At 60.8% G+C, this 19038-nt stretch carries 20 protein-coding genes and 4 pseudogenes; 10 read left to right on the top strand and 14 right to left on the bottom strand.

Going from position 1 to position 19038, the window contains the following annotated elements; translation table 11 throughout:
* Positions 1-342: 342 nt before the first annotated feature.
* The 3 genes from ACV7NL_RS24265 to ACV7NL_RS24255 form a co-directional block, all read right to left on the bottom strand.
* Positions 343-582, bottom strand: coding sequence for a DUF6894 family protein (locus ACV7NL_RS24265; RefSeq protein ID WP_463357322.1), 240 nt, complete (start codon positions 580-582; stop codon positions 343-345).
* A gap of 156 nt (positions 583-738) precedes the next feature.
* Positions 739-1473 (bottom strand): Crp/Fnr family transcriptional regulator, encoded by a 735-nt coding sequence (locus ACV7NL_RS24260; protein WP_463357321.1) that lies wholly within the window; start codon positions 1471-1473, stop codon positions 739-741.
* Positions 1474-1605: 132 nt separating this feature from the next.
* A complete protein-coding gene (locus ACV7NL_RS24255) occupies positions 1606-1851 on the bottom strand; it encodes a DUF6894 family protein (protein ID WP_463357320.1) in 246 nt (81 codons plus the stop codon).
* Between the two features lie 177 nt (positions 1852-2028).
* Between ACV7NL_RS24255 and ACV7NL_RS24250 the strand changes: the two genes are divergently transcribed.
* Positions 2029-3380 (top strand): IS3 family transposase gene (locus tag ACV7NL_RS24250; RefSeq protein WP_463357319.1). Its coding sequence is split into 2 segments (ribosomal slippage): positions 2029-2365 and positions 2365-3380, totalling 1353 coding nucleotides; the frame shifts between segments, so codons are not numbered across the junction.
* Positions 3381-3453: 73 nt separating this feature from the next.
* Here the strand turns inward: ACV7NL_RS24250 and ACV7NL_RS24245 are convergent.
* The 3 genes and pseudogenes from ACV7NL_RS24245 to ACV7NL_RS24235 all read right to left on the bottom strand — a co-directional run.
* A pseudogene (locus ACV7NL_RS24245) lies at positions 3454-3558 on the bottom strand (helix-turn-helix domain-containing protein); the annotation flags it as partial.
* Positions 3559-3669: 111 nt separating this feature from the next.
* Complete coding sequence (locus tag ACV7NL_RS24240) at positions 3670-5223, bottom strand: FAD-dependent oxidoreductase (protein WP_463357318.1); 1554 nt, start codon at positions 5221-5223, stop codon at positions 3670-3672.
* Between the two features lie 267 nt (positions 5224-5490).
* Positions 5491-5733, bottom strand: a pseudogene (locus ACV7NL_RS24235) (integrase core domain-containing protein); the annotation flags it as partial.
* Here ACV7NL_RS24235 and ACV7NL_RS24230 point away from each other — a divergent pair.
* Together ACV7NL_RS24230 and ACV7NL_RS24225 are read left to right on the top strand one after the other, a co-directional pair.
* A complete protein-coding gene (locus ACV7NL_RS24230) occupies positions 5705-5881 on the top strand; it encodes a DMT family transporter (RefSeq protein ID WP_463357317.1) in 177 nt (58 codons plus the stop codon). The pseudogene ACV7NL_RS24235 and the gene ACV7NL_RS24230 overlap by 29 nt on opposite strands.
* Before the next feature lie 135 nt (positions 5882-6016).
* On the top strand, positions 6017-6478 hold the full coding sequence (locus ACV7NL_RS24225) for a hypothetical protein (RefSeq protein WP_463357316.1): 462 nt from the start codon (positions 6017-6019) through the stop codon (positions 6476-6478).
* A gap of 72 nt (positions 6479-6550) precedes the next feature.
* Here the strand turns inward: ACV7NL_RS24225 and ACV7NL_RS24220 are convergent, their stop codons facing one another.
* Entirely contained in the window at positions 6551-6922 is a 372-nt protein-coding gene (locus ACV7NL_RS24220) for a hypothetical protein (RefSeq protein ID WP_463357315.1), read from the bottom strand.
* 79 nt (positions 6923-7001) lie between these two features.
* Complete coding sequence (locus ACV7NL_RS24215; RefSeq protein ID WP_463357314.1) at positions 7002-7397, bottom strand: helix-turn-helix domain-containing protein; 396 nt, start codon at positions 7395-7397, stop codon at positions 7002-7004.
* A 154-nt stretch (positions 7398-7551) separates the two neighbouring features.
* Here ACV7NL_RS24215 and ACV7NL_RS24210 point away from each other — a divergent pair, with 154 nt between their 5' ends.
* Complete coding sequence (locus ACV7NL_RS24210) at positions 7552-7758, top strand: SRPBCC family protein (protein WP_463357313.1); 207 nt, start codon at positions 7552-7554, stop codon at positions 7756-7758.
* A gap of 147 nt (positions 7759-7905) precedes the next feature.
* Here ACV7NL_RS24210 and ACV7NL_RS24205 read toward each other — a convergent pair whose 3' ends face one another.
* The 3 genes and pseudogenes from ACV7NL_RS24205 to ACV7NL_RS24195 all read right to left on the bottom strand — a co-directional run bounded on the left by ACV7NL_RS24205 (position 7906) and on the right by ACV7NL_RS24195 (position 11147).
* Positions 7906-8769 carry an outer membrane protein gene (locus tag ACV7NL_RS24205; protein ID WP_463357312.1) on the bottom strand — a complete coding sequence of 288 codons (864 nt, stop codon included), beginning with the start codon at positions 8767-8769 and terminating at the stop codon, positions 7906-7908.
* Between the two features lie 211 nt (positions 8770-8980).
* Positions 8981-9154 (bottom strand): annotated as a pseudogene (locus ACV7NL_RS24200) (helix-turn-helix domain-containing protein); the annotation flags it as partial.
* 208 nt (positions 9155-9362) lie between these two features.
* A complete protein-coding gene (locus ACV7NL_RS24195) occupies positions 9363-11147 on the bottom strand; it encodes a diguanylate cyclase (protein WP_463357311.1) in 1785 nt (594 codons plus the stop codon).
* A 906-nt stretch (positions 11148-12053) separates the two neighbouring features.
* Here ACV7NL_RS24195 and ACV7NL_RS24190 point away from each other — a divergent pair.
* Positions 12054-12533 (top strand): annotated as a pseudogene (locus ACV7NL_RS24190) (Ros/MucR family transcriptional regulator).
* A 214-nt stretch (positions 12534-12747) separates the two neighbouring features.
* On the opposite strand, the gene ACV7NL_RS24185 reads toward ACV7NL_RS24190, so the two are convergent.
* Both ACV7NL_RS24185 and ACV7NL_RS24180 read right to left on the bottom strand, forming a co-directional pair.
* Positions 12748-13694 (bottom strand): IS630 family transposase gene (locus ACV7NL_RS24185; RefSeq protein WP_156633997.1). Its coding sequence is split into 2 segments (ribosomal slippage): positions 12748-13355 and positions 13355-13694, totalling 948 coding nucleotides; the frame shifts between segments, so codons are not numbered across the junction.
* Positions 13695-15336: 1642 nt separating this feature from the next.
* Positions 15337-15957 carry a recombinase family protein gene (locus tag ACV7NL_RS24180; RefSeq protein ID WP_463357310.1) on the bottom strand — a complete coding sequence of 207 codons (621 nt, stop codon included), beginning with the start codon at positions 15955-15957 and terminating at the stop codon, positions 15337-15339.
* 391 nt (positions 15958-16348) lie between these two features.
* Between ACV7NL_RS24180 and ACV7NL_RS24175 the strand changes: the two genes are divergently transcribed.
* From ACV7NL_RS24175 to ACV7NL_RS24165, 3 genes are read left to right on the top strand one after another with little or no spacing between them, the layout of a single operon-like run.
* Entirely contained in the window at positions 16349-16597 is a 249-nt protein-coding gene (locus ACV7NL_RS24175; protein ID WP_463357309.1) for an AbrB/MazE/SpoVT family DNA-binding domain-containing protein, read from the top strand.
* A complete protein-coding gene (locus ACV7NL_RS24170) occupies positions 16560-16982 on the top strand; it encodes a type II toxin-antitoxin system VapC family toxin (protein WP_463357308.1) in 423 nt (140 codons plus the stop codon). Before ACV7NL_RS24175 ends, ACV7NL_RS24170 begins: the two co-directional genes overlap by 38 nt.
* A 27-nt stretch (positions 16983-17009) precedes the next feature.
* Positions 17010-17441, top strand: a complete 432-nt coding sequence (locus ACV7NL_RS24165; RefSeq protein WP_463357307.1) for a hypothetical protein — start codon at positions 17010-17012, stop codon at positions 17439-17441.
* A gap of 24 nt (positions 17442-17465) precedes the next feature.
* Here ACV7NL_RS24165 and ACV7NL_RS24160 read toward each other — a convergent pair whose 3' ends face one another.
* Positions 17466-17957, bottom strand: coding sequence for a hypothetical protein (locus ACV7NL_RS24160; protein WP_463357306.1), 492 nt, complete (start codon positions 17955-17957; stop codon positions 17466-17468).
* A 105-nt stretch (positions 17958-18062) separates the two neighbouring features.
* Between ACV7NL_RS24160 and ACV7NL_RS24155 the strand changes: the two genes are divergently transcribed.
* Positions 18063-18311, top strand: a complete 249-nt coding sequence (locus ACV7NL_RS24155; RefSeq protein ID WP_463357305.1) for a FitA-like ribbon-helix-helix domain-containing protein — start codon at positions 18063-18065, stop codon at positions 18309-18311.
* On the top strand, positions 18308-18730 hold the full coding sequence (locus ACV7NL_RS24150; protein ID WP_463357304.1) for a PIN domain-containing protein: 423 nt from the start codon (positions 18308-18310) through the stop codon (positions 18728-18730). The genes ACV7NL_RS24155 and ACV7NL_RS24150 overlap by 4 nt, the downstream gene beginning before the upstream one ends.
* Positions 18731-19038: the final 308 nt, after the last annotated feature.

Genomic DNA, 19038 nt, shown 5'->3' with positions numbered 1-19038 from the left:
TCCCCCACACGTTGCGCCCTCTTCTTTCGACCCTACTCAGACTTTTGGGCCGACAGGCTGGAATGGCCGGAGTTGACGTAAAGCGGACCATAAATCGTGATCCTGCCCCGTCCTCGGTTGCCTTAGGTTACAGAAGGGAACGAAGCGGTTCGAACCGCTCGATGAACTGCAACCGTCCCAAAGGTCGCTGGCATACCCGACGACAAGAGCCCTTGCCGTGTCCTTGGCTTCGTCGTCTCCCGAGGCTGAAATCGGCGTGTTTAGAACCCCGCCTCCACCGGCGTTGAGCATCACGGCTCGGTAGCACGGTGCCCCATCCGGCTCGGCAGATGGGGGGACCAGTCACCGGATCAGCCACGTGCCCGTGTAGGTCACAGCGGCGGAGTAGATGGGATGGCCATCTTCGTCCGTTACCAGCACCGAAAAGGCTTGGTGTTCGCCGTCCTTGGGTACCTCGTATGCCGCGATCTCGGGTAGGACCGACTTCGCGTGACGAGCAGCCTCTTCAGGGCCAGCGAGGTCCATACCCTCGTCGTCGCGAAGCGTTTGGCCATCATGGATGTCGAAGAAGTAGCGAGGCACAGGGCTCTCCACGCGCAGCAGGCGGGAGCACACAAGGTCTCACAGGCGCGGTAAGCCAAGGGTATTGCCGCGATGCGCTAGATCATAGGCGTCAGATTGGCGGAAAATACCAACAAATGGAAGTTGCTTACCTCACCTGAGAGAATGTCTGATACCTCACATAGCGGGGTATGGGGGAGCCTTGGGATGCAGGTGGAGGTAGTTCGGATTGAACCCGGCATAGGCCTTGATGGCAGCGACATCGGGTAGGGTGACACGCCTCTCCTTGAACACCACCAGCCCCAAACGTCGTAACTCCTGGAGCACCCGGTTGATGTGAACATTCGACAGCCCGGTTGCATCGCCGAGGTCGAGTTGGATGAGGGGAAACTGGTAGCTGTTCTCCGTCGCAAGCCCGACCACCTGAAGGCGGATCAGGAACTCGCAGAACAGGTGTGCGACTTGCTCGTCGGCCGAACGACGGCCCATGCACACCAGCCATTCCCGGAGGATTGCTTCATCGACGAGGCCGGCCCACTGCAAGGCACGGTTCAGGCCCGGATGTCTCCCGCTGAGGTCATTCATCACTGAACGCGGGATACGCACCACGTCGCAGGAGCTGATCGTTCCGATGCTGTGATCCATCTCGCCGAGGATCGACACGTTCAGGTCGCAGAAGTCTCCCGGGATGAGGAAGCCGACAATCGACCGTCCACCGCCTGGAAGCACCTTATAGCGGCAGGCGAACCCTTTCTGGATCAGGTGGACGTGATCGGGCACGTCTCCTTCCGAGATGAGTGCGGTTCGGGATGGGACATCGCGAACACGCGCACTCGCATCAGTAAGAGCCTTCTCTTCGGACCCAGAGAGGATGAAACGACGTCCAAGCTTCTGGATGAACGGATTGAGCATCTGCCCTCCCGGGCCATGCCCTATGGCCACTATGCCGAGCTAAGCGGCAGTGCACCAGAAAGTTGCGCCGAGGCTTGGAATATAATTCCAATCTTGTACAGCCTGACGACTACGCAATTTCACAGAACGATTTCACGGATACCGAGGTTCGTGCCGTCCGCCTGAAACTGTCACTTCTGCGCTGTAGACGATGTCTCCGGAGGCATTACGGGCTAAAATCTTGAACGCCTGTTGATCACTTCTCGGCAGAACGTTTTTGGCGATATCTCCGAGCGCCCTAAGGACCTCTGTCCGGGCAGTCTCTACGTCGGGAAGGTCCATCCCTTCCTCATCCCTGAACGGGGCGCGACTATCATCAAAGTCGAAATAAATCTTCAACAGCGCTACCTTCGATAAATTTGTATTTCCTAGCGAAGACGTCAGCTATTGAACCGTACTGCGCTTGTCATTGGCTCTTGTTAATCGGCGTTTGTCCGACGTCAGCACCTGTGGGACAGATTGAGGGTCTTCACGAACGGAGGATGGCTGGTTCATCGTAGCCCCTGAGGAGCGAAGATGAAGCAGACATCCGGACCGGCCAAGAAGCCGGCAGAAGCGGTGATCAAGGACATTCGCCGGGCCACACGTCGGCAGTTCTCGTCCGAGGAGAAGATCCGCGTGGTGCTGGAAGGCTTGCGTGGCGAGGACAGCATTGCCGAGCTTTGCCGACGTGAGGGGATCGCCGCCTCGATGTACTACGGCTGGTCCAAGGAGTTCCTGGAGGCTGGCAAGAAGCGCCTGTCCGGCGACACGGCTCGGGCGGCCACCACGGATGAGGTGCGGGATCTCCGTCGCGAAGCGGGGGCGCTGAAGGAGGTCGTGGCTGATCTCGTCCTGGAGAACCGTCTGCTTAAAAAAAGCATGAGCGGGGCTGGGGGCGACGAGGCATGAGGTACCCGGCCCCCGAGAAGCTGGAGATCATCCGGCTGGTCGAGCAATCCCACCTGCCGGTGCGTGCCACCCTGGACAAGCTCGGCATCACCCGCTCGACGTTCTACCGCTGGTACGACGCCTACCAGCGCGGCGGCCCCGAGGCGTTGAATGACCATTCCTCAAGGCCAAGCCGGGTCTGGAACCGTCTACCTGCAGAGATCCGCGAGCAGATCGTTGCTCTGGCCTTGGAGCAGCCTGAACTCAGTCCGCGTGAGCTGGCAGTGCGCTTCACCGACGAGCGCCGCTACTTCGTCTCGGAAGCGACCGTCTACCGGTTGCTCAAGTCTCAGGACCTGATCACCAGCCCGGCCTATATCGTCATCAAGGCCGCCGACGAGTTCCGCGATAAGACCACCGCGCCCAACCAGCTTTGGCAGACGGACTTCACCTACCTGAAGGTCGTTGGCTGGGGCTGGTACTACCTGTCGACGGTCCTGGACGACTTCTCACGCTACATCGTCGCCTGGAAGCTGTGCACGACGATGCAGGCCAGCGACGTCACCGCAACGCTCGACCTGGCGCTGGGGGCGGCTGGGCTCGATCAGGCGCGGGTGATGCCGCGGCCACGCCTGCTCTCCGACAACGGACCGAGCTACGTCGCCAGCGACCTGGCTGACTGGCTCGGCATTCGGGGCATGACCCACATCCGCGGCGCGCCATGCCATCCGCAAACGCAGGGCAAGATCGAGCGTTGGCATCAGACGCTCAAGAACCGCATCCTGCTCGAACACGCCTACTTACCTGGCGAGCTGGAGGCGCAGGTTGCCGACTTCGTCGAACACTACAACCATGCCCGAGCCCATGAGAGCCTGAGCAACCTCACGCCCGCCGACGTCTACTTCGGACGCGGCGAAGGGATCCTGGCCGAGCGGGAACGCATCAAGCGCCAGACCCTGATGGATCGCCGCTTGCGCCACCACGCGCAGGCCGCCTAACCTCCTACCCCAGATGGACCAGAGCCTCTGTCCCTGAACACCGCTGAATGTCCCAAATCATCTGACGACGGACAGTCGCGCTTACGCCGAACCGCTTGGCCGCCTGACGGCGCGACGCGCCTTCCTCGACGGCGGCCACGACACGCGCGCGCAGATCGACGGATAGAGCAGATGGCATGCAGCTCTCCTGCGAAAGCCGCGCAGGAAATCACATCAAACCCCGACCGGTAAACCCTGGTGATTCAGCCCGGTCGGATGCTGCTCTAAGCCAAACTTATGGGTCCGGAGCCTAGGCAGCCTCTCGCGCAAGGTTGGGCAGGTCAGCCCCGGTCTCGATCTCGGCCGCCGAGGGTAGACGCCCGAGGCTCAGCAGGTGCAGAAAGGCCGTGAACGTACCGTTGCGACCGATGCTGCAGGCGGCTGTCACCCGGTCGCCCGTGACGTAATAGGCGATGAAGTCGAGGGCGGCGGGGTCCCCCTGCATGACGATCCGGTCGAATCCTTTGGCGTATCCGCCGTAATCGAGGCGCTTGTCGCCCTGGTTGCTCCAGAAAAACGGAGCCCCCGCGAACACGCCGCTTCGGCCGAGGATGGCATGGGCCACATGTGTGCCGTGCTGCTGCGCGAGACGCCAATGCTCGATCCGCGCTGTCTCGCCGCTCGCCTTCTCGGGGAAGGCAGCGATATCACCTGCGATCCAGACGCCCTCCGCGAGTTTGAGGTCGCCGCCGACCGCGATGCCGCCGTCGTCGCCGGGCGCGACGCCCGCGATCAGGCCGGTCTCCGGCGCGGCGCCCGCGCCGACGAGGACGATGTCGGCCAGAAGGCGCCGCCCGTCCTCCGTCTCGACGGCCTCGACCCGGTCGGTGCCGGCGATCCGGGCGACGGAGCCGATCTCGAAGGTGACGCCGTTGCCGGCATGGTATCGCTTCAGCGCCACGCCCACCGCCTCGCCGAAACGCTTGGCGAAGGGCACCGCCTCGCGCGCCAGCACGGTGACGGACAGCCCGCGCTTGTTGAGGAACGCGGCGGCCTCCAGGCCGATGAAGCCGGCGCCCACCACGACGACGGACTTGGCCTTGCCCGCCGCCTCGCTCACGCGGACCGCGTCGTCGAGGCTGCGCAGGGTGAAGACCCCGCCCAGGTCCTTGCCGGGGAAGTCGGGCACCACCGCCCGGCTTCCGGTAGCGACGAGGATCGCGTCCGCGCTCAAAGTCCGGCCGTCCTTCAAGGTGACGTTGCGTTGGGTGGGATCGACCCGGGCGACCTCCGCGGTGATGCGTTCGACCTTGTTGATCCGGTCGAAATCGGGCTCGATCAGTACCTTCTCTGGCGAGGTTGGCTTGGCCATGAACTGCTTCGAGAGCTTGGTCCGGTCGTAGGGCGGGTACGCTTCGCGACCGACCATGGTGACGCGGCCTTCATAGCCTTCGCGGCGCAGCGTCTTGACGCAGGCGACAGCCGCGGCACCTGGGCCGACGATGAGCACACTCCCCACGGTCGCGCCCGCCGTCTTCGTCGGCGTCGGCTCCGGCGTGAGGGTCGCCACGGCGTCGGTCCCCTCGATGCGGACCGGGTAGCGCGTGAGGGAATCGAGGGCCGGCGGCTCCTCCAGGCTTCCGTCGGCCAGCGCGAAAGCGGCCTTGTGCCAGGGGCAGTAGAGGCGTCCGCCGCAGATCTCGCCCTTGCCGAGCGGCGCCCCGAGATGCGGGCACTTGGCCTGAAACGCCCGAACGCCAGAGGCGTCGCGCACGAACAGCACCTTTTCGTCCCCGACCGAACCCTCCTTCACGCCCCCCATCGGGATCGCGTCGAGGGCAAGGCGGATCTCGGTTCCGGGCATGTCTGGTGTCCCTTCTGGCGAGCGCCATCACGCCCGGCCTATCAAGTCGCCGAACACGTTCCGGTTGCCTCTTGCCCGGCTGGGAAAACAGCGAGAGGCAGCCCCGTGAGATCGCTTCGAGCATCCGCCGAAGTCGTCCAGTTGCGCCGCGAACGCACCGTCGTCGGGGCGCTCCTAGGCAGCACACAGCGACGGCGCATTCCTCGCAGGATGATGCTCGAACCGCAGGATCGAACACATGAGGCGATCGGACGTCCGCTTGTAGGGCTAAATGTTTGGTCGCGGCATTTGGTGGAGCGGGTTTGACCTGAAGCGACTGGTCTCGACGGACCTTGCTTTGCAGATGGCCTCGTAGGGCGTGAGACCCCGCAGGGTCTTCATGCGCCGGCCAAAGTTGTAGGCGCTGACGAAGTCGGCCAGATGGGCGCGGAGTTGCTCGTGGCTGTCACAGTAGTAGCGCTTGACCGTCGCATCTTTGATCGTGCGGTTTATTCGCTCGACCTGCCCATTCCTCGGGGTGTTCGTTACCGCAGGCGTCGTCACCTCGATCCTGCTGGATCACTTCGGATGGGTCGGCTTCGATCAGCACCCAGCTAGCCTGGGCCGCATCGTCGGTGCCATCCTGATGATCGGGGGCGTAGCACTCGCAGGTCTCTGATGAACCCGAAATTGTATTAAATCAGGTTATACAACCCGACTTTCACCCGACGAAGCAAGCCGAGATGGTTAATTTTGTTTTGAAGCATTCAGAACATAGGGTCTTTCGTACAGTTGGTGATGGAAAGGATTTTCCATGCGCTTTCAGACTGCACTCCTCGCTTTGATTTCGCTTGGCTCCCCAGCTCTGGCCCAATCCACACCTCCCGGACGTTTTGGTGGTGGTCAGAACGATACGCTGCTGAATGAGCTACGCACTGCGCCGGTACCCAAACAGGCTCCAGACCTGGATACCCTGCAGCTTGCATCCGCTCAGCGTGAGCGAGCTGCCTCAATGGAAGAAAAGACAAACGGCCTTTGGCAATCTTGGACAATGTCTATCTGCGAGGGGTGTGGAGATACCCCTTCTTACAAGAAGACCGTCAGCGACAATTTTGCCAATAAGAAGCCTCGTTACGCGACTGGATCAGAAGGCAGTGCATTGAGACGTCAAGCTCTTATGTCGCGCTCGAGGAAGCCGGATAAAGCTCCCCGCAGCCTCTATGCGGACCTCTCCACCGAGAACATCAGCCAGATCCGCCGGATGCCTGGTCAGTAGACATCTCGCCAACCCAACAAAATGCGTCTGTACGGCCATTGTCCTGAGCCAAGGGTCTAGGTCCGGCAGCGCTCAGGCATGCTGGTCGTTGGCTCTGCGAGAACCAGCGAGGCTGATCGCGCTCCGCGACGGGCGACGATCTTCTCCGTAGGTAGGTCGCTCGTAGCCAGTGCGTGACTGAGCGTAGATGACTTCGCCAAGGGTGCCTGCTGTCTGCATCAGCAGCGCCGCCTCACACATGGCTGCGATACGAACACCAAGTTCACGGGTGTGCATCCGGCCATAGAGGAAGACGGCCAGCTGGGCACGCGTGTGCTGAGCAATGATCGCAACGAGGTTGTACAGGGTCTCGGCGTCGGCGCGGTAAAGCCGACCGAGCGTTTCAGCAGGGACCGGGCAGCCATCCTCGAAGTCGCGGACGGTGATCAAGTGAGCTTGGTTCACGGTCGTTCCTACCTGCTGAGTGCAGCAGGGTGGTCAGATTATGGTTAATAGATCACTATACCTTTCGGCACCGATTGGATTATTCATCTTCCGCAGCAGGCCGAGCGCTTATGCGCCCCGCGGTGCATACAATCGCAAAGACGCTGCGCTTCAGATCATCATTTTCGATCTCCGCAAAAGCCTTGAGCAGCGCAACTGCGCCAGGCGTGCCGAGGAGGAGCAGATCCTCAGGCTGCATAGCCGTTCCGGCAGCGTCCTCGAACAGGATTGAAACTGAAACGTCGAGGCACTTCGCAATCTGCTGAAGGCGGCTGGCGCCGACACGGTTGATGCCTTTTTCGTACTTCTGGATCTGTTGGAAGGTTACGCCGACCGCGATGCCGAGATCGCTCTGTGAAAGACCCTTGGCCCTCCGTATGGCAGTGATGCGAGCCCCTAGGGTCTGATCGACATCGGTGGCTTCCTTAGGCTTCATATCGCTGGCTCGACGCTGGCTTAAAAACACTAATGGCATCTGTCAGAGGCAGCAGGCCGGCACCAGCCCTGCTTTAGCTCCAGTAGACGCCCCTTGCAGCCTACTTGCGTCTCAGAGGCAGTCGAACGCTCGGTAAAAGCGCTCCTGGGCTATCGTGGAAGCCCAAACGATGCGGGACGAAAAGGCGATGAGTTACAGCTACGCATACGTCGCAGGCCCGCTGCCCGTAAGCGCCCACAACGCAACAATCTACGTGAAGCCCAATGGCGCGACCTCGACGGTTATCTGGACAGCGACATTCGACGCAGGAGGGATGACTGATGCCGAAGCGAAGGCTGACATCGAGAGCGTTTACGAATAGAGGTTGGCTGCTGAGACCCATCCTTACTAATTGAGATCTCGTCACAACGACGCCCCGAGGATTTCTCCTCAGGGCATCGTTATGACGAAGGCAGCCAAATGATCGGAGCTGCGGACGCTTAAACCGAACTTACAAGCCTCATCGATCCTAGAAGCCGTTGAACTTGTAGTTCAGACCGGCGCGGACGATGTTGCCCTCCGTCGTGAAGCGACTGGTGTAGGAGCCGTTGACGGGCGCTGCGCCAGTGAAATTGACCAGCACGTTTCGTGAGCCGAGATCGTAGCGCAGGTACTCGACCTTCATCGTCACGGCGCTCGACCGGAAGAAATTGAACATGCTGTCGGTCGCGAGCGCGTACTCAATGCCGCCGCCATAGGTGTAGCCGGTCTCGATGTCGCTGAAGGTGCCGGCATAGGCCAGGGGACGGGCCGCGGCGTTGCCGAAGAACTGCGCGTCGTAGCTCACGTTGCCGTAGGCGAAGCCGCCGGTTCCGTAAATCATGAACCGGTCGAAAGCGTAGCCGACGCGACCGCGCACGGTACCAAGGAAATCGAGGCTCTGACGGAAGGTCGAGGGATCGTTGAGGGCGCTCAGGTACGAGCGCGTGCGGGACAGGTCAGTGTAGGCCGCATCCGCCTCGAGACCGATGACGAAGCCCGAGCCGGGCGTTAGCTGGAAATTATAGCCTACTTGGCCGCCGCCCGTGAAACCCTCCTGCTCGGAGCGAATCGCTGGCGTGCGGCGCAGGGAAGACACGTTGCCGACCGTGCTGGTGTTGAAGGGGGCCGCGACGGGCGCAGCGCCGGGACCATTGTTGCCGATCGTCCGGACGGTCTGATCCTCGGAGAAGGCGTAGCCGGCGTTGATGCCGAAATAGGCGCCGGTCCAGGTAAACAACGGAATGGGCGTGAACACCGGCGGGGGCGCTTCCCGGCGAGGCAGATCGGCGGCCGCGGCAGCGCTGGTGAGAAGCGCAGCAGCACTGCCGGCAAGGAGCAGCATCTTAAGCATATGAAGAACCTTCGCGTTCAGGACTTTTAAGATGGTGAGACGATGCCTAAACAAGCTTGCCACGCCTATCGCAACAGAGCCACGCTTTAACCGAAACGTTTGGCTAGGGGCCGGATTTGCGAGATCATTCCTCTCTGTGTCCAAAATACAATAAGTAATTTTCTTATTAGGTTGTTTATAAAATTTCAGTGGTCGAGGATTAAAGTTAGAACTCTAAGTGTCCCATTCGGGCGTCTGCCGTCGTTACCCGCTTACGCCACTTTTGCACCGTCGTCGAACTGACGCCATAACGCCGGGCCAGCGCCCTTACGCTCACTTCACGTAACTGGATCGCGCGACGGACCGCCTCCGTCGTCGTGGCGCTTCCATTGCGAACCTGGCTCATAGCCCATCCCTCGCAGAATGGTGCTTCAACCGTATCACCATACCGCGGGATCAAACAGTTTAGGTTTTTTCTGGAAGCGTCATCGCGGCAGAGATAGTCCGTTGTGCGATCCAGCTACGTCAAGAAAGTCTAAGGCCGCTGGCCCACCGGTAGAGCGTTAATACCACAACGGTGCAGGTGCGTCGCAAACAGGCTGTGAGCCGATTGGCTATTCCGCAGCGACGTGGAGGCGTCCCTGTCCGTTCACTGTTGCCTCGCCTTCGTCACGCCAGCCTGATCGGACCGGAGCAAGCGCGACCTGGTTTCTCCCGCCGTGCTTGGCTCGATAGAGCGCGGTATCGGCTGCTTTGACGAGGTCGGCGCTATTGCTGGACGTGCTCGGCACAGAGGATACGCCAAGCGATGCGGAAACCTTCGCGCCATGGGTGCCGGAAAGAGCCTCGATGCGCTCTCGTATTTGCTCTGCCTTGACCGCGGCATCCTCGAGACTGCAGTCGGGAAGGAACACGATCATCTCCTCGCCGCCGTAGCGACAGGCGACGTCCGTTTCTCGAAGCGCTCCGACGATTGCAGCAGCCGCCTCACGCAGGACGGCGTCACCAGTTGCATGGCCGTGCTCGTCATTGAGACGCTTAAAGTGGTCGAGGTCGATCATAATAACCGAAACCTTCCGTCCCTCGCGTTCGGCAAGGCGGACGTATCGATCGAGACTGTCTTCCATGTAGCGCCGGTTGTAGAGCCCGGTCAGCGGATCTCGGAGCGCCTGGTTGCGCAGCTTCTCGCGCAGCGCGATGTTGGACAGAGCGAGCGACATCGCGTCGCCAAGTGCCGAACTCAGCGGCAGGATGGCGGCAAGGCGCTCTTCCGCGTTCGAGCCCTGCGCGAAAACCTGGAGCAGTCCAAGGTTCTCGCCTCGGGCCACCATTGGGATTTCGAGGGCAGCGAAACCGGAGGCGTGATGCTCACAGCAGAGGGCTTTCGCTCCGCTGCGGTTGATGTGCGGCTTCCCGCGCTTCATCGCCCAGCACTGGTTGATCGCGATCGCCTCCGGAAGATGTGTGCCATCCTCGCAGGCCCATGACGTGGATAGGACGAGGCGATCCCGCGAGTTGTTAAAGACGTAGAGCGCGCCGCTGAAGCCACCGATCAGCTCTCCCGCAGTGGCGCGTAGGACGGCGTTGGCATCGTGGTGATCGGCGGCGCTCTGCAGCATGTCGGTCATTTCGAACAGATGGCGCACCTGTGTCCTGGAGGCGTCCATCTCCGTGATGGCGGTGGCCCGGGCTTGCGCATCGCGCGCACCCGATCGGAATGCGAAGATCATCACTCCTGCGATGAGCAACTGCGAGAGCAGGACGACGCTTTTGCCGATCTCGATGCGCGTCTCGTGGTCACCAAAGTGCGAGTTCCAATCTGCCAGGAAGGCATCGAATGCGTGCCGCATCTTGCCGACCAGTGCGGCGCTCCTGCGTTCCCTCAGCAGAGCTTGGGCCTCGTCCATCTTCCCGGCGCGGACCAGTTCTAGAGCATCGGTCCAGATAGCTTCGAGCGACTTTAGGCTGGTGTCAGCAGACGTGTTGGTCCCATCAGGCATCCTGAGGAATGGATCGAGACGAGCAAGGTACGTATCTCGTCTGCTGTGAAGCGCTTCGAAGGCGCGGCTGTATTCGCTGTACTCACTGTCCCGGTCGCCAACAGCTCTGTTGAGCACGTAAGCCTCAGCATCCATCAAGGCTTCCTGAGCGATGCGCATCTGGCGCCCGCCCTCGCGCAGGTCGATGAGAGCCTGCTGGTGTCGGTTGGTATAGAAGAAGCCGGAGAGCACGATGGTGATCATGACCACGATGAGACCGACCTGAGCTGCAAGGCGATACCTGACACCGCTGCGCCGGGTACTTGTCGTCTTAGGACCTGCTTCGCGTTCACTCAGTGCCATCACTGGTCCCAAAATATCGGCACCGACACGGATCAGCGCGCTGGGAACAGAAAGCACCAACCCTCCTGTTTCCGCGTGAATGAAGATGGCTAAGAGATTGGTACCAAAGCAGATGCGCTTCGATAGAAGTCCAGTCTCGGCTCTCGTTCGATCAAGACGGCGTTCCTATCATTCGGCACTCGTATCAGTCTGCGAGAGCAAGTGAGGGCTTCCTTCCCCGGCACCACAAAACCTCACGCCGGTACGGGCTTCGAGGCCTCGCAAGTATCGATCCTCCTAGAGCCTGAGACCACGCTGCCGGTCGTCATCATCGGCCGCGATGAAGCCAGCTAAGACCCGAGCCGGTGTTGTGTAGACGGCCCGGAACCCTTTGGGCATGGGTCCGCAGCCTATACACACGGCGAAGTCCCACCGGCGCCATATTCGCGTGTTGCGCTTGTCGGTAGCTCTCTGCCGTGCCTGTCCTTGCTCGATTAGCTTTTTTATCTCCGCAGCTTTCTCGTCGCTGGTTGCACCGGATATGGGTGGCAAATCAGGACGCGGCTGTCGTTTTCCTTGACTGAAAGCGGGGCCTGCAAGTCCAAAGGTGGCGCACAGAATGAGACCGATGATGCGCATCGAAGCTCCCACTATCTGATCAAATGCTCTTTCAGTTGTGGGGACTACGCGGCTAGTTCTTGGATGGTTTCAATTATCTGTGTTTCCGCATGGATGTATATTATCACGCTTCCGTGACGAGAAAACCCGCCACAGCTTGCGCAGGGCGGGCGAAGTCGAGGGGAGGAATTCCATGAGAGGAATGAGCCCTCGTTGCACGTCGGATGCCAAAGTAGAACCGCCTGCTCCCGGGACGAGAGAAATCCTTCCTATAGAGCCTTGATTTTTCGGGACACGGAGTGGATGCAGTAGTTTCCAAAATCAAAGGAACGCGAAGTGAAAGACGCGCCTGAAACTGCGGCTGAAATCGGAACCGGAGCGGCCGATTACGTCGTCTTGACCGCAGATCTCGTCTCCGCGTTCATCTCCAACAATTCAGTCCGACCCACCGATCTGGGCGAGTTGATCACCACCATGCATCAAACCCTCAAGGGTCTGAGCGGACCTTCTACGCTGGCCGTCTAGCAGTTCGAGAAGCCTACGACCGCGCAGATCAAGAAGTCGATCACGCCGGACGCCCTCATTAGCTTCGAGGACGGCAAGCCATACAAGACTCTCCGTAGGCACCTGGGCCTTTACGGCCTCACTCCTGAGACCTACCGCGTCAAGCATGGCCTGCCTGTTGACTACCCGATGACCGCTGCCAGCTACTCGGCGCAGCGCTCCGAGCTTGCCCGTTCCGTTAGGCTAGGACACCTGCGGAAAGGCGCGCGCAAGGCTTTGGAGCCTGAGGAAACGGTTTCGGAAGCTCCGAAGCGCCATGGACGTCTGGCTAAAGCGGATTGAGGACGTAGAAGGCTGGGGCGAACCCCAGCTTCGAACGACCGGGCTCACTAGATGTTCTGAAAGCTAACCATATCAGCCATACAGCATATCAGTGCGTATGGTGTGTGTTCATCTGGGGCATTCGGTCAAGGTTGGATAACTTCGCAACCCCAGCCTCTCACCGCTGCCTCGAGTGAACGACCTTCATAGCTTCGACACCTAGAGCGGTTTCCACCTATTCCGGATCGTAACCGGCGGCAGCGAAGTAGTTTGCGCACTCGGTTGGGGTGAAGGCGTCGAGCAGATTGCCGACGACAGTCCAGAGCCGATCGACCGTGCGCTCGGCCGCTTTGCGCAGCAGCGCCTTGAGCTTGGCGAAGGCCATCTCGATCGGATTGAAGTCGGGCGAGTACGGCGGCAGGAAGCGAAGCCGTGCGCCGCTGGCCTCGACGGCGGCCTGGATTGCTGCGCCCTTGTGGGCGGGGAGGTTGTCGAGGATGACGGTGTCGCCGGGCCTGAGGGTTGGGGCGAGCACCTGCTCGACATAGGCCAGGAACCAGTCTCGCGTCATCGGCCCGTCGAGCACCATGGGCGCGCTCATCCCCGACATGCGCAAGCCCGCAACGAACGTCGTCGTCAGCCAGTGGCCATGCGGGATGCCCGAGCGTAGGCGCTGACCGCGAGCACAGCGACCGCGCAGGCGCGCCATACGGGTGGAAAGGCCGGTCTCATCGATGAAGATCAGGCGCTCGGGATCGAGGTCAGGCTGCGCGGCAAACCACGCCTCACGGGATGCGGCCACGTCGGGGCGATCCTGTTCGGTCGCATGCGCCGACTTTTTTTCCATGTCACCGCCCGGCGGGCGAAGAAACGCCACAGCGTACCCAATCCGACCGAGACGCTGCGCTCGGTACGCAGGCGCTCCTGCATCTCGGCAAGCGTGATGTCGTCTTTCTCATCGATGAGGGCGAAGAGGAAGGCTTCGTGCTCGTCGAGCTTGGAGCCAGGTGGACGGCCCTGACGCTGAGCCCGCGTCTCCCCTGTCCTCGTGGCGTGCGCAGCCCAGCGGATCACCGTGGCGATACCGACCCGATAGCGCAGGGCCGCGGCCCGGCGGGACAGACCTGCGCCCACTGCGTCCAGGACGCGAATGCGCAGATCGTGACTGTAGGCACGGGCCATGGCGATCTCCCTGACGAACCTTCAGGGATCAACGCTCACCTCGCCGCAACGACTCAGGGATCGTGGAAAACGCTCTAGACGGTTGCATTGACTGTCGCAAAGATACAATAACATTCGAGACCAGGGCTGAGATCTAAACAAAGCTGGACAACCAGCCGCCTCCGAAGCGGAAGGGGCGGCGTCTAGATTGAGGGTGCTTGCCATGCCGAGGACGGAGCAGGGACAAGGCAAAGCTGATACACCGATCAGGCTTGAGGTCATTCCCCGGCATGGTCTGCAACGTAAGGAGGCTGCGCGCTACGTCGGCATCAGCACCACGAAGGTCGATGTCTGCGTGAAGGACGGGCGCATGCTACAGCCATTCAAGATCGACGCCTTATCCTGACTGCTGGAACCCTGTCCAATCAATGACGTACACGCTGCACCAACTGGCACCCGGGAGTTACGATCTGGCCCTGGATGGGGTCATCGTCGGAGGGGTAGTCCGTGAGACCACGGCCGGAGGCTCTTCTACAGGCTGGTGTGCGGAGTTGCTGCAGGATCAACCAGCAGCGACGCGCCCCCATCCCTTCGATTGCGTGGAGCATCGTTTTCCGACGCTGGAGGCAACAGCGGAGTGGCTCGGGGTGCGCTGGTGCTGGAAACCATCGAAGAAGCATAAGCTCCAGCTACGCGCGATCACCTAAACGGCTTCGGGCGTGATCCGAGCGCAGGCACTTGAGAGACTGTGCGCTCTTGCAGGACAGAAAAGAGCTGTGTCGTCGTTTCACCATACGACCGCTCGCAATCGCTTGCTGAAAGCGCTCTCGCCCGACGGCTTTTCGCTGCTCCAGTCGCACCTGAATGCTGTGCAGACTGAGTTGCGTCAGACGATGATCGAGCCGAATGCGCCGATCACGCAGCTCTTACATCCCCAAGCCCGGCTACGTGTCACTCGTCACGCAGGGCTCACAGGGCGACAAAAGCGAGATTGGGACGTTGCCCGCGCGGTCGTAGGACCGGCCCCGGCACACTTACTCGGTATCCCGCATTTGAAGGATGAGGTGTCCGTTACCGCACCATTTGTGGCTAAGCTGAAACCGTAGCGACTGCCCTGCCGTAGTTTCAAGACATGGCGCATGGCGAAGGCAGGGTATGGAAAAACCGCATTACATTGTGCAACGCAGCCGCTCAGGCAGGTTCAACTTCACGCTTTTGACGAGCGCCGGGCGGCTTACAGGGTCTGTCACGGTCCCCATTGATGGTCGCTCAAAGGACGAGATCAAACAGCAAGCTGTGGATCAAATCAGGGAACTCGCTGCGGACTTGGTCCGAGTTCAAAATGAAAAAGACGCATCTCCTGACAAGGAACTATCGGACCCCGTCAATGATTGCGACTAGGTATTCCAACAGCTTTCTTTGGTGATCATAGTTTTTTTATCAAATGAGCTTGGTTCAGCCTGCGCCATTCGGCTTTCTGAAGGATCTGGCCGCATGACCCTCATCCGCGAAGTGACAGACGCCCTTGGGCTCAGCATTCTGTTCGGAAATGTTGAGGCGACCCTGCACGCGGACCTGGTTGAGGAGTAGCACCAGGCCCGACGCGCCCCTGCGGATGGGTACAGGCTGGGATGACTCACGCCGCCGCCCCCGAGGACGAACCTTATTTCGGAGCGATCCCAAGGATCTTCATAGCATCTGGCCTGAACGCCCCTTTGGGATCGACATGGCGGTAGAGGGTCTGCCGGGTGATACCGAGCTCAGCGCAGAGCTCGGCGACCTTGGTCTCAGGCTTTCCCATCGCCGCCTGGGCCAACCTGAGCTTGGCTGCTGTCATCTTTGGTTTGCGGCCTCCGCTTCGGCCTCGCGCCCGCGCAGAGGCGAGCCCGGCCTTGGTCCGCTCGATGATGAGCTCGCGTTCGAACTCCGCCAATGCCGCGAAGATGCCGAACACAAGCCGGCCGTTGGCCGTGGTGGTGTCGATGTTGGCGCCCTGCCCTGTCAGGACTTTCAGACCCACCCCGCGCTTGGTGAGGTCGTGCACGGTATTTATGAGATGGCGCAAGTCGCGGCCGAGGCGATCGAGCTTCCAGATCGCGAGCATATCCCCCTCACGCAGGGCTTTGAGACAGGCGTCCAGTCCAGGACGGCTGTCGCGTTTACCTGAGGCGTAGTCTTCGTAGAAGCGATCGGGCTCGACACCAGCGGCGAGGAGCGCATCCCGCTGCAGGTCGGTAGTCTGCGACCCATCGGCTTTCGACACGCGCATGTAGCCGAGCAGCATCAGGTCGAATTCCTCGTCAGTGGTTTCCTGCCGGCAGCACCGGATCAACGGCAGTTGCGAGTTCGCCTAGGCTGCTGCTGTCACGCAAACGAGCGATTGCGTGACAAACCAATCGGTACGGCCCTAACGGTGAAGTTACTGCTCCGCAAGGCGTCATGTTTTCTACGATCCGCGAACGCTACATACGCTTGATTTTATGACATGATGCGCGGGGTGTTTCCTCATTCTTGTACCCAGCCAGGGCCCATGACCTTTTCCGATACCCTGCTGATTTTTGATATCATGGTCTATGATTCATAAGGGCACCTGCAGCTACCGTCCGATATATCAGATTGATACCTATACGGCTTTTAGGTATCAAGATCTGTAGATTCCTGAAGTGGGTAGATCGGTGAACTCGCAAGCAGTCAAAATTATCGATGGAGGTAAACTCATCATCCCAGCGGCTTTTCGGCGTCAGCTTGGGATCGGCATTGGCGATACCGTCGTGGTCGAACTGACCGAAGATGGGTTGTTTGTTCGTTCGCTTTCCTCGGCCGTGCGTCAGGCTCAGTCGATCGTGCGTGGTTTTCTACCGGAGCAGCCTGATACGACCAAAGGTGATGATGTCGAAAATGAAGCCGAGGGTAGTCATGAGTGACGGCTTCGTCCTCGACGCTTCGGCCTTGCTTTGTCTACTCAAAGGTGAAGCGGGCGCCGAGCGGGTCCTTGCTGTCCTGCCTCGAGCCTGGATCAGCCCCGTGAGCCTTCTCGAAACCTACGCCCATCTTGCTGCCCTTGGCGGCACCGAGGAGCGGATCGCACAGGCCATCGAGGGACTTCATCTGCGCGTCGTTCCCTTCGATACGCTTCAGGCCCGTGCTGCCGGAATGCTGCAGCCAACAGCCCAGGCCTTCGCGCTATCGCTCGGCGACTGCGCCGCTTTGGCCCTGGCGCGACAGCGAGGCGCGACCGCCTTGACCACGCACCAAGCCTGGGCCGACTTGGCCGAGCCCCTCGGGGTCATGGTCGAACTTGTCAGATGACCATGCACTCGTAGGATCCCTGCAATCATGCCGATCCGTCGCGAGCATCGCTTCTTCTACCCGATTGACTGGCGGGAGCTCTCAGCCTCCATCCGCTTCCGTCGAGCGGGAGGGACATGCGAAGGCTGCGGTCGGCCACATGGGCAGACCATCTATCATCTAGGTGACGGACGTTGGTGGGATGCCGGCCTCGGCGTATGGCGCGATGGGCTTGGGCGCCGGCTTCAAGCCCTACCCACCATCGAAGAACTCGGTGTCATCCGTACAACAAGGGTCGTGCTGGCGGCCGCTCACCGCGATCATGACACCAGCAACAACGCCAACACGAACCTCGCGGCCTTCTGTCAACGCTGCCACATGAACCATGATCGGCCCGAGCATCGCCGGCGTCGGTGGCGGACGCTGTTTCGCCGGAAAGCGGCCGGCGATCTATTCGCCGGTCCCTACGAGATGCGCTGAGACGTACCTGATCCTTCGACGGATCTAGGACGATGCATGGTGTTCATGCGCCGATACGCGTCCCTCGGGCGGCATGGGCATAACGAACAGATCGAGTTGCGCCGCGGATGCACCTCTTCGGCGTCGGCGGGGTGAGCGCATCCGCATGACGGGAAGCGCGATGCCTGGCTTGGCGTGAAGGACCGATCCGATGATCTGGCAGCCGTCTCCACGGTGGTAGACATAGGCTCGATACGGACCAGCCTGCAGTATTTCCTGGGCAAGAGACTGGTCACCCGGCAGTCCTCGAAGCGTATTCAGCAGACATGACAGGCCAAGAATCTCTGTCCGATTCGATCGAAACTCGAAGGTATGCCCGATCCAAATCTGGAGCTGCGCTCCGATACTGGTTTTCGGGAATGGGTTGATGCCAATCTGCGTTGCGGCGTCGGCCAGGAAACCAGCGATCGCCTCACGGTCTGCGATATGCGGGCACGCTAGGATCGAGGCAGCCAGCTGACGCTTGCTGGGCGACACGCGCTTCTCCCTCACGCCTGCGAGAACAACTTGGAACCGAATCCTGATTCTTGCCGAGCTTGAAGTCAAACACTACTTTGCAGTCATTGACTGATGGGTAGGCGTATGGCCGTGATGACGATCCGCAATATCGACGATGCGATCAAAACGCGCCTGCGCATCCGCGCCGCCCTGCATGGTCGGTCGATGGAAGACGAGGCGAGGGCTATCCTCCGCGCTGCTCTGTCGACCGAGCCCGTGCGGCCACGCGATCTCGGCCAGGCCATCCACGTGCGCTTTGCAGCCCTCGGTGGGGTCGATTTGCCGGAGGTCCCGCGCGAGCCTAGCCGCGAACCGCCGGGCTTTGAGGCGTGATCGTTCTCGACACCAACATTCTGTCCGAGCTGATGCGAGCCGAGCCCCATCCCCGGGTGTTGGCTTGGCTGGTGCGCCAACCCATGGCGGGCCTGTTCACCACCACGCTGACGCAGGCGGAGATCTTCTACGGATTGCGCCTCCTACCGGAAGGGCGCCGGCGGGAGGATCTAATGACAGCGGCCAGACCCATCTTCGAGATCGAGATGGCCGGTCGCATCCTGAGCTTCGATAGCGACGCCGCGCTGGTCTACCCCGAAATCGCTGCCAACCGCCGGCTGGCGGGTCAGCCCATTGCGCAGATCGACGCCCAGATCGCAGCGATCACGCGCTCGCGGGGCGCGCAGTTGGCTACCCGCAACGTCCGGGATTTCGTTGGATGCGGGATCGACGTGATCGATCCCTGGCTCGCGAGTTGAACGCGACCGGCGTCAGGGTCGAGTCCGTAGCCTGGATGACGCGGCTAGGATGTATCCTCATCTTGGTGATCCATCCCGACCCTCGGGATGGATCACGCCGCCCTCATAACCCGATACCGAGCCTTTCGTACGAACCCTTCAACGTCCTGGGTCCGGTCGGTCGAATCTCGGTCTCGACCTTCATCGGCTTGCCCCCGCGCGGATGAGCCCGTCCTTGGCTCGCAGACAGCCCCCTCGTTTGGCGGTCTCGCGGGCCCCCTTGGGATTTTCAGAGCTCCTTGCCAACCTCCCGAAATCGGGATTGCGCG

This window comes from Methylobacterium sp. Ger2507 (assembly GCF_055231875.1).
Note: the sequence above shows the minus strand (reverse complement) of the source record. Positions and strands in the feature narration are given on the sequence as shown.

Excerpts from the sequence above, each read along its gene's own strand:
- ACV7NL_RS24260 (WP_463357321.1), bottom strand. The coding sequence starts at position 1,473 with ATGCTCAATCCGTTCATCCAGAAGCTTGGACGTCGTTTCATCCTCTCT.
- ACV7NL_RS24240 (WP_463357318.1), bottom strand. The coding sequence starts at position 5,223 with ATGCCCGGAACCGAGATCCGCCTTGCCCTCGACGCGATCCCGATGGGG.
- ACV7NL_RS24225 (WP_463357316.1), top strand. The coding sequence starts at position 6,017 with ATGCGCTTTCAGACTGCACTCCTCGCTTTGATTTCGCTTGGCTCCCCA.
- ACV7NL_RS24215 (WP_463357314.1), bottom strand. The coding sequence starts at position 7,397 with ATGAAGCCTAAGGAAGCCACCGATGTCGATCAGACCCTAGGGGCTCGC.
- ACV7NL_RS24205 (WP_463357312.1), bottom strand. The coding sequence starts at position 8,769 with ATGCTTAAGATGCTGCTCCTTGCCGGCAGTGCTGCTGCGCTTCTCACC.
- ACV7NL_RS24180 (WP_463357310.1), bottom strand. The coding sequence starts at position 15,957 with ATGCTGCTCGGCTACATGCGCGTGTCGAAAGCCGATGGGTCGCAGACT.
- ACV7NL_RS24170 (WP_463357308.1), top strand. The coding sequence starts at position 16,560 with ATGATGTCGAAAATGAAGCCGAGGGTAGTCATGAGTGACGGCTTCGTC.
- ACV7NL_RS24165 (WP_463357307.1), top strand. The coding sequence starts at position 17,010 with ATGCCGATCCGTCGCGAGCATCGCTTCTTCTACCCGATTGACTGGCGG.
- ACV7NL_RS24155 (WP_463357305.1), top strand. The coding sequence starts at position 18,063 with ATGGCCGTGATGACGATCCGCAATATCGACGATGCGATCAAAACGCGC.